The sequence below is a fragment of the Mesobacillus sp. genome, assembly GCF_049588175.1.
Lineage (GTDB): Bacteria > Bacillota > Bacilli > Bacillales > Cytobacillaceae > Mesobacillus.
The window spans coordinates 1-3182 of sequence record NZ_JBAVFI010000215.1 but is presented as its reverse complement, the minus strand read 5'-3'; the positions used below and the strand labels follow the sequence as shown (position 1 = coordinate 3182).

General features: G+C 39.9%; 4 protein-coding genes and 1 pseudogene. All 5 read left to right on the top strand.

The features are described from left to right. A partial coding sequence (locus WB217_RS05390; protein WP_423991373.1) for a hypothetical protein occupies positions 1 to 598 on the top strand: 598 nt, incomplete at its 5' end. Positions 599 to 737: 139 nt separating this feature from the next. Then, on the top strand, positions 738 to 1220 hold the full coding sequence (locus WB217_RS05385) for a hypothetical protein (protein WP_423991371.1): 483 nt from the start codon (positions 738 to 740) through the stop codon (positions 1218 to 1220). After that, positions 1207 to 1704, top strand: a complete 498-nt coding sequence (locus tag WB217_RS05380; protein ID WP_423991369.1) for a hypothetical protein — start codon at positions 1207 to 1209, stop codon at positions 1702 to 1704. The genes WB217_RS05385 and WB217_RS05380 overlap by 14 nt, the downstream gene beginning before the upstream one ends. A 68-nt stretch (positions 1705 to 1772) precedes the next feature. Beyond that, complete coding sequence (locus tag WB217_RS05375; protein WP_423991367.1) at positions 1773 to 2612, top strand: ABC transporter permease subunit; 840 nt, start codon at positions 1773 to 1775, stop codon at positions 2610 to 2612. 18 nt (positions 2613 to 2630) lie between these two features. Next, positions 2631 to 3182: pseudogene (locus tag WB217_RS05370) on the top strand (peptide ABC transporter permease); the annotation flags it as partial.

Here is a 3182-nt window from a genome sequence, read left to right as displayed (position 1 = left end):
CCAAAGGGTTGAGCCTCATGCTTTTTTTGTTGAATGGGAATTATATGTGCATACATTTAATCTGGATGGTGTAACGATGAATCAGAAATTATTTTCAAGAATTATAAAAATCGGCGGAACAGTCTTGATCACAATCTTTGCCATCATGTTCGTTCTCGGCTTCATAACTGGAGAAACGGACTTGATGAGTGAGCTTTACAAGAAAATCGGCACAATGGCAGAAATTGCAGCGATTGCGGCTTTTGCTTTGTGGGTGATCAGGCTTGCATTTATCGAGCTCAAGAAACGGAAATTCACGTATGTAAAATGGGTTCAGCTCGGATTCAAGCTGTTGAAAGAGCATCACATGATAATCGGCTGGGTTGCCTTTTCTGCGGCACTAGCCCACGGGTCCTACTTTTTCCTGCAGACCTCTGAAGAAGCGGAGAGCATTTACAGCGGACTCGCCACTCTCATTGGATTTGCCATTCTTGTCTCTTTTGGCCTTATTTTAAATAAGTGGGGCAAGGGGAAAAAGTATTTAAAGTTTAAAAAAATCCACCAGGCGATCGCGGTTGTATTCGGTATAGCTCTGGGGATCCATCTGCTGTTCGGATAAGTTGTTTTAAATAATGGTTATGTAGAGCATACAGAAAAAGACTGTATGCTTTTTTCTATTCATGACAAAGCATAGTTTGCCGCCAAGTTGGACACATATAAGTGGTAAGGCATTAAATCCACCAAAAAAGGATGTCATTATGGCTCTTGCAATTTATATATCATTAACCATCCTGTTGCTTCATTTCGCATATTACATCAGGAAACCGCTGAACTTTCTGCAAAACTCCCTCATCTTCATGGTGACTGCGATTATTACGCGTCAATGTCTGACAATCATGTCGATGGAATGGAAGTTATATAAACTGACGGAAGATGACTGGCTGTTCGTTTGTTTATTATTGTGCCGTGAAATTTTGACCCCGATGGTTACCGTTATTTTTTGCAATTTTTATATGCGCCGTAATTTTTGGTTCTCTAAATTGGCCACGTTTGGTATCAGTCTGGCCACCTTGCTGGGATTGAACTACATGGCAGTCCGTTTTGGAATCATCACTTACACACGCTGGAACTTTGGATTTACGGCATTGCTGAACACTCTTTTTTTGCTGACTGCTCTAGGTCTCGTGAAATTGATTTCATACATTCAAATGTGGGAGAAACGCCAAAATGAAAGTATATGACCATGGATTTAATGAAAATGAATGGTTTGTGATTGCCAGCATTCTTGTCATGAATCTGGCAATTTGGCTTGTCCCTAAGATTTTTTCAAAATTAGAAGCAATCGGTTATTATATCTTTGGCATCTACATCGGCTTGTTTTACGACCATACAATCAGTATCAAGCCTTGGGACTTTTATGATGTAAATGACTCTTCATCTTATCAGTTCATTGATTTCCTGAGCTATATCATGTACGGTCCTTATGGGTATTTCTTTGTTTATTTTTATGTAAAATGGAACATCAGGGGCCAAAAAACGATTCCATATATTCTGGTTTGGTCTTCATTTTCGGTACTTATGGAATGGATTGGAGTCAAGGTTGGCCTTTTCCACTATGATAAGGGCTACAGAATGTACTGGTCGTTTCCGATTTATCTGTTATCCCAAACCATGATGATCTTTTTTTACCATCTCGTTGTCAGAAGAAAAAGCACTGAGGCTTAATTTGCTAGAAAATTTATGAAAGTTCAAATATAATTTAAGGACTAAGTTCTTGCTGTGAGGTTCGGAATATGGTTAAACAGGGTACGTTGCGCATAGCGCAGGTAGTTGTACAATACATAATTGGAGTTTTTATCTTTATTTCAATTGGCAGTCTGCCCATTCTATTAAAAGATCTGGAACTTGATGTTGCTGGTTATATAACCAGCATCAAGGAGCTCGTGGTTAAAATCTTCACATTAAGCAGCCTGACTTATGATGGCGAGCATGAAATGCTGCCGGCGATTATCGACCGGTATTTTTACTCTTTAAAAACATTAAGCCTTTCCTTCCTTTTTGCTGTCATCTTTGCATTTATCCTTTCCTACATCATCGTTCTCTTCTTGAAAAATAAAAAAGACTATGTTTTAAGTTTTATAGAAATCATCCGCACTGTACCTGATATTGTAGGGATTTTCCTGCTGCAATCGTTCTTCATCTGGATTAATAAGGCGTATGGTGTGAAACTCGTACAAACCGTTTCGCTCGGGTCCGAGAATCAGGCATTCCTGCTGCCGCTATTGTCCATGAGCCTGCCGATTTTCTTGTTTCTCACCCAGGTCATTGTGCTGAAGATTTTTGAGGAACTGGATAAGCAGTATATCGCTTTTGCGAAAGCAAAGGGACTATCGTTTCTTTACTTGCTCAACGTTCACGTCATCCGCAACATTCAGCATGATTTGCTCGGACACCTAAAAACAATTATCTGGATGATGCTCTCCACGCTTGTCATTGTGGAGTATATTTTCAATATGGATGGCTTGATGATGTTCAATATCAAACACATTTCGATTGAGCTATTTGTGTTCAGCTGTATATTATTTTTTACACCGTTTTTCATCCTTTATAGATTAATAGATTTACGCCGATAGATTGGGAAGGTAAATACGATGGCCACATTATTAAAAACGAAGAAGTTTATTTTTGGGTCGTCATTCCTGGTGATCTTGATGACGCTAAGCATTTTGAATACCGTTTTAAATGACGGGAAGATCCGGCAAAAGCAATTTTTTTATGATGAAAACGGCAATTTGGAAAAAGCTCCGCCCTTTAAGCCGTTCGATGTCTTTCCGCTTGGCTCGGATATGTATGGGTATGATATCCTCCACACGGTGATTGAAGGAGCGAAATTCTCGATTGGCATTACGTTGATCGTCGCGCTTTTCAGGCTGCTGCTTTCAGTTTTCTTTAGTTATATGCTTTTTCGGATACCTGACCGGGGTTTCAAATGGATAAAAAGCCTGTCAGAGCCGTTATCGTTTTTTCCTCAGACGCTGATTGCATATTTTTTGCTGAGGACGGTTGTCCTGTATACGGCTGTAGGATTTCATCATCCGTTTTGGGTGAGGGCAGTGTATGAATTCATTATTTTAATCAGGGTATCCTTGCCTGCGCTGACGGTTCAACTGGCCGAACAAAAGCGCAGAGTCTGGAACGAAGAG